At 73.2% G+C, this 6000-nt stretch carries 6 protein-coding genes; 5 read left to right on the forward strand and 1 reads right to left on the reverse strand.

Translation table 11 applies throughout. From position 1 onward, the window contains the following. Positions 1-34 precede the first annotated feature (34 nt). The 5 genes from KBX34_RS26345 (at position 35) to KBX34_RS26365 (ending at position 5051) form a co-directional block, all read left to right on the forward strand. Entirely contained in the window at positions 35-1504 is a 1470-nt protein-coding gene (locus KBX34_RS26345; protein ID WP_210927573.1) for an NAD(P)H-hydrate dehydratase, read from the forward strand. Between the two features lie 80 nt (positions 1505-1584). Then, positions 1585-2703, forward strand: a complete 1119-nt coding sequence (alr, locus tag KBX34_RS26350) for an alanine racemase (RefSeq protein ID WP_099848616.1) — start codon at positions 1585-1587, stop codon at positions 2701-2703. Continuing rightward, a complete protein-coding gene (locus tag KBX34_RS26355; protein ID WP_210927575.1) occupies positions 2700-3803 on the forward strand; it encodes an alpha/beta fold hydrolase in 1104 nt (367 codons plus the stop codon). The genes alr and KBX34_RS26355 overlap by 4 nt, the downstream gene beginning before the upstream one ends. After that, positions 3800-4282: a tRNA (adenosine(37)-N6)-threonylcarbamoyltransferase complex ATPase subunit type 1 TsaE gene (gene tsaE, locus KBX34_RS26360; protein WP_088950186.1), complete on the forward strand. Its 483-nt coding sequence runs from the start codon at positions 3800-3802 to the stop codon at positions 4280-4282. The genes KBX34_RS26355 and tsaE overlap by 4 nt, the downstream gene beginning before the upstream one ends. 67 nt (positions 4283-4349) lie before the next feature. Beyond that, complete coding sequence (locus KBX34_RS26365; protein ID WP_141911135.1) at positions 4350-5051, forward strand: uracil-DNA glycosylase; 702 nt, start codon at positions 4350-4352, stop codon at positions 5049-5051. A gap of 58 nt (positions 5052-5109) precedes the next feature. On the opposite strand, the gene KBX34_RS26370 is transcribed toward KBX34_RS26365, so the two are convergent. Further along, entirely contained in the window at positions 5110-5814 is a 705-nt protein-coding gene (locus KBX34_RS26370) for a helix-turn-helix domain-containing protein (RefSeq protein ID WP_247672255.1), read from the reverse strand. Positions 5815-6000 lie beyond the last annotated feature (186 nt).

The following is a 6000-nucleotide window of genomic DNA, read 5'->3' on the forward strand; positions in this document are numbered from 1 at the left end:
CCGGTCCACCCGCGAACGAATGGGACACGGTGGCATGAGATCGGTGTGGCGGGTGGCCGACGTACGGGCGGCCGAGGCAGGGCTGATGGGCACGCTGCCGGACGGGACGCTGATGCAGCGGGCCGCCGCCGGGCTGGCCCGCCGGGCCGCGCTGCTGCTCGCCGAGCGGGGCGGGGTCTACGGCGCCCGGGTGCTGCTGCTGGTCGGTTCCGGTGACAACGGTGGCGACGCCCTGTACGCGGGGGAGCGGCTGGCCCGCCGGGGAGTCCAGGTGTCCGCCCTGCTGCTCACCCCCGGGCGTGCGCACGCCGCCGGGCTGGCCGCCCTGCGAGCGGCCGGTGGCCGGCTGGTGCCGCAGCCGGCCGGCCCGGTCGACCTGGTCCTGGACGGCATCGTCGGCATCGGCGGCACCGGTGGGCTGCGGGCGAGTGCGGACGAGGTGGTCCAACGCCTCGGCGAGCTGCGTGGGCGCGACGGCGAGCGCGCCAGCATCCTGGCGGTGGACGTGCCGAGCGGGGTCGCGGTGGACACCGGCCACGTGCCGCTGTCCGCGTCCGGCCGACCGACAGCGGTCCGCGCCGACGTGACGGTGGCGTTCGGCGCTCTCAAGCCCGCACTGGTGGTCGGGCCGGCAGCCGCCCTGGCCGGGCAGGTGGAGCTGGTCGACATCGGGCTGCGCCCGTGGCTGCGAGGCTCCCCGGCACTGCGGGTCACCGAGTGGTCCGACCTGGTCGACTGGTGGCCGGAGCTGGGCCCGGCGTCGGAGAAGTACAGCCGGGGCGTGGTGGGGGTGTCGACCGGCTCGGCGACCTACCCGGGTGCTGCGGTGCTCTCCGTCGGCGGCGCTCTGGCCGGGCCGACCGGCCTGGTCCGCTATGCCGGCGGTGCCCGGTCCGAGGTGCTGCACCAGCACCCCTCGGTGATCGCCAGTGGGCGGGTCGCCGACGCGGGCCGGGTGCAGGCCTGGGTCTGCGGCTCCGGCCTGGGCACCGGAGAGGACGCGGCGGCAGAGCTGCGCGCCGTGCTGGCCTCCCCGGTGCCGGTGGTGCTCGACGCCGACGCGTTGACCCTGCTGGTGGACGGCTCACTCGCCGACCGGCTGCGCGGGCGGGACGCGCCGATCGTGGTCACCCCGCACGACCGGGAGTTCACCCGGCTGTGCGGGGAGGAGCCCGGCGCCGACCGCGTCGGCTCCGCACTGCGGCTGGCCGCCTGGATGAACGCGGTGGTGCTGCTCAAGGGGGACCGCACGGTGATCGGCACGCCGGACGGCCGGGCGTACGTCAACCCGACCGGCACTCCGGCGCTGGCCACCGGCGGCACGGGTGACGTGCTGGCCGGGCTGCTCGGCTCGTTGCTGGCGGCCGGGGTGCCCGCCGATCGGGCCGCTGCCTCGGCCGCGTACCTGCACGGGCTCGCCGGCCGGGAGGCGGCCCGGGGTGGGCCGGTGACCGCGCCCGACGTGGTCACCGCACTTCGCCCGGTTGTCGCCCGGCTGGGCTGATCGGCCCGTTCCGGCCGGGTCGTCGTCCGGGGGCGTGCGTCGCCGCCCCCGGTGATCACGGCGGAAAGTAGGCTGGGCGTATGTGGCAGGCCGAGGTACGCGTCGATCTTGACGCGATCCGCGAGAACGTGAGCAGGCTCCGCTCCGGAACCAGCGCCGAGCTGATGGCGGTGGTGAAGGGCGACGGGTACGGCCATGGCATGCTCCCGGCCGCCCGCGCCGCGCTCGACGCTGGCGCGGACTGGCTCGGTGTCTGCACCCTCGACGAGGCGCTCACCCTGCGGCGGGCCGGAGTGACAGTGCCGGTGCTGGCCTGGCTGCTCGCGCCGGGGTTGCCGCTGCACGAGGGGGTCACCGCCGGGGTGGACCTGGGCGCGGCCAGTCTGCCGCAGCTGGACGAGATGATCGAGGCGAGCCGGCTCGCCGGGCGCCCCGCCCGTCTGCACCTGAAGATCGACACCGGGCTGTCGCGGGGCGGTGCGACCGTCGCCGACTGGCCGGCGCTGCTGGACGCCGCCGCGAAGGCGCAGGCCGACGGCCTGGTCGAGGTGGTCGGTGTGTGGAGCCACTTCGTGTATGCGGACAGCCCCGGCCACCCCACCACCGATCGCCAACTGGCCGTCTTCCATGAGGGGCTGGCCATGGTCGAGCGGGCCGGGCTGCGCCCGCGCTGGCGGCACCTCGCCAACTCGGCCGCCACCCTGACCCGCCCGGACACCCACTTCGACCTGGTTCGCCCCGGCCTTGCCATCTACGGGCTCTCCCCGGTGGCCGGCGAGACGTACGGGCTGCGGCCGGCGATGACCGCACGCGCCCGGGTGATGCTCACGAAGCGGGTGCCCGCCGGCACCGGCGTCTCCTACGGGCACGCCTACACCACCGAGGCGGACGCGAACCTGGCCGTGGTGCCGCTCGGGTACGCCGACGGGGTTCCCCGGCACGCGTCCAACACCGGCCCGGTCCAGCTTGCCGGCGCACGGCGGACGATCTCGGGACGGGTCTGCATGGACCAGTTCGTGATCGACTGCGGGGACGACCCGGTGGCCGACGGCGACGTGGCGACCCTGTTCGGCAGTGGTGCCGACGGTGAGCCGACCGCCGACGACTGGGCCGAGGCGGTCGGCACGATCAACTACGAGATCGTCACCCGGTTCGGCAGCACACGCGTGCCTCGCATCTATGACGGCGAGCGGCCATGAGCTACCGCATTCCGCGTCCGCGGACCGCGGCGGGCCGGGTCGCGGGGATCCTCGGGGCCGCGGTCGGGGTCGCGGCCGCGGGCCTGGCGGCCGGCGTCGCGACCGAGCGCACCCTGGTCCGCCGGCTCAAGGCAGACCCGGCCGACCGCTACGCGCACGAGGCGTTCGGCGAGCAGCGGTACGACGAGGCGTTCCGTCTGGAGCTGCCGGACGGCACGGACATTCACGTCGAGGTGGTCGAGCCGACCAGGCCGGTGCCGGGGCATCCGACGGTGGTGCTGGTGCACGGCTTCTGCCTGGACATGGGGACGTTCCACTTCCAGCGCCAGATGCTCGCGGCCCGAGGTGACTACCGGGTCGTGGCGTACGACCAGCCCGGTCACGGTCGGTCCGGCCGGTTGGAGACCGGGGAGTACGACCTCGCGGTGCTCGGCCGGACGCTGCGCCAGGTGATCGACCGCACCGCCCCGGACGGGCCGCTGGTGCTGGTCGGTCACTCGATGGGCGGCATGACCATCATGGCGTTCGCCGAGTTGTTCCCGGAGCTGTTCGGTGACCGGGTGGTGGGCACGGTCCTGATGGCCACCTCGGGCGGGCTCATCGCCGAGACCAAGCTGGTCGCGCCCGCGCTGCTCGGCCGGGTCGGCGGCCCGGTGCTGTACATGGTCAGCAACGCCACCCGGTACGGCGGGCCGGTGATCGACAAGGCCCGCAAGTCGACGTCGAACGTGGCCTGGCTGCTGACCCGCAAGTACGGCTTCGGCACCCGCAAGCCCAGCCCGTCGCTGGTGTCCTACGTGGAGACGATGAACTCCCGGACATCAGCCGACACGGTGACCCGCTACCTGCGGACCCTGGCCACCCACTCGCGCTTCCCGGCTCTCGCGGCGTTGGCCGCGACGCCGGTGCTGGTGGTGGTCGGCGACAAGGACATGATCACTCCGGTGACCCACTCGGAAGAGATCGTCCGGCGGCTGCCGCACGCCGAGTTCGTCAAGATCAAAGACAGTGGACACGTGGTGATGCTGGAGCACGCCGACGAGGTCAACGGCGCGCTCGCGCGGTTCCTCGAATCACTCGTAGAGCCGGAGGAACGGTGAGTCACGTCGTCAAGCTGCCGACCGTCGAGGACACCCGGGAGTTCGGCCGACGCCTGGCCGGGCTGCTGCGCGCCGGCGACCTGGTGCTGCTGACCGGCCCGCTGGGCGCCGGCAAGACCGCTCTCACCCAGGGCGTCGGCGCCGGGCTCGGTGTACTCGGCGACATCACCTCGCCGACGTTCGTGATCGCCCGGGTGCACCGCCCCGATCCGGCCCGGGGTGGCCGGGTCGCCCTGGTGCACGCCGACGCGTACCGGTTGGGCGCCGCCACCGACCCCCGCGCCGAGATCGACGACCTGGACCTCGACGCATCGGTCGAGGACTCGGTGACAGTGGTGGAGTGGGGTGAAGGCCTGGTGGAGCAGTTGGTCGACGCGCACCTGCGGGTCCGGATCGACCGCCGCGACGACGACACCCGCATCGTCGAGCTGGACCCGATCGGTGGCGACTGGGCCCGTCGGCTCGCCGACTTGGGCTAGGGCGGCCGCTGTCGTACCCGATGCCTAGAGTGCGGGGGACCGACCCGTGCTGTGTGAGAGGTTCCTGATGCCCGACGACGCCCCCGCCCTGGATCTGCTGGCCCTGCTGCCGGAGCAGTGGCGTGCCGTGCTCACCCCACACCTGGATGCGGCGCGCACCGCCGCGCTGGCCGAGTTCGTCGCTCGGGAATACGCGACGCAGACCGTCTTCCCTCCCCTGGAGGACCTGTTCTCGGCCTACCGGCTCTGCCCGCCGCAGGGCACCCGGGTGCTGATCCTCGGGCAGGACCCCTACCACCGGGCCGGGCAGGCACACGGGTTGAGCTTCAGCGTCCGCGACGGTGTGACGGTGCCGCCGTCGTTGCGCAACGTCTTCAAGGAGTTGGGCGAGGACGTCGGCGTTCCCAAGCCGCGCAGCGGCAACCTCGACGGGTGGGCCGCCCAGGGCGTGCTGCTGCTCAACGCGGTGCTGACCGTCCGTCAGGCCACCCCGGGCTCGCACGCCAACGCCGGCTGGGAGGAGTTCACCGACGCCACCATCCGGGCACTGGACGCCTCGCCGGACCGGGTGGTCTTCCTGCTCTGGGGCGGCTACGCCCGCAAGAAGGCGGCCCTGGTCACCAACCCGCAGCACGTCGTGCTGGAGGCCGGCCACCCCAGCCCGATGAACCCGCGTGGCTTCCTCGGCAGCCGCCCGTTCAGCGCGGCCAACAAGGCGCTCGCCGACGCCGGCCTGCCCACCATCGACTGGGAGCGCACCGCCGGCTGACCTCGGCGGCTCGCGGCTCCCGGTCACCGCCCTGCTGTTGGCGTGGCCGGCGGGTGGCTCAGCTTCCGCTGGCCAGCTGCCGGTCACGGTAGCGGCGCAACAGCTCGCCGGCGCGCGGCTCGGCCAGCTCCAATTCGACGAGCGGCACCACCTGGTAGCCCCGACCGCCGTGGCGCACCTCGATCGTCTCGGGCAGTTCGTCGCACATCGTGGCCCTGATCTCGCCGTACCTGGTCGACCAACGGTGCTCGCCCGGCTCCTCGGGCTCCAGCCACACACCGCCGAACTCACCCCAGCGAGCGTTCCACCGCTGCCCGTAGTTCCTTTCCAGCCAACGGGTCAACACCTTCGAGTCCTGCCACCGCACGGCGATCTCCAGCGCGTCCACCGGCACCGGCGCACCCTGCAACAGGGCAGCCGTGCTCCCGGTGAGCACCTGCGGGAGATCGCTGAGCCGGTCCAAAAGCCGATCCAGGCCCAGTTCGTCGATCCGCTCCGCGAGCGGCCGAGCGGCCAGGTCGTCCATCCGGGCGTCAAGGTGCGCGTCCAGCGGCTCCACCCCGACGGCCAGCTGCACATCCATCGCAGCGAGCATCCGTTCCAGCACCGGGATGGTCGGCGCACGCTCGCCACGTTCGATCCTGGCCACGGCAGCCTGGCTGACCCCGGCCAGCGCGGCCAACTGACGCTGGCTCAGCTCGCGCAGGTGTCGTTGCTGCCGCACGGTAGCGCCGAGAAGGGTGACAAGGCGAGTGGATGGCATCTCCGCATGGTGGACCAGGGCCAGATGCCGGCGATACCTCTGCGGCATATTGACGACTCGCCGCTGATCCGGCCCAGGACCGCCGCGGTCGATGGCCTGGCGGCTGGCGGCGGGCCTCATCCCAGTGAGCGTGATGCCTGTGAGTCATCAAGATGACTCACAGGCATCACGCTCAAAAGGAAATGT

This window comes from Micromonospora sp. M61, assembly GCF_018070245.1.
Taxonomy (GTDB): domain Bacteria; phylum Actinomycetota; class Actinomycetes; order Mycobacteriales; family Micromonosporaceae; genus Micromonospora; species Micromonospora zamorensis.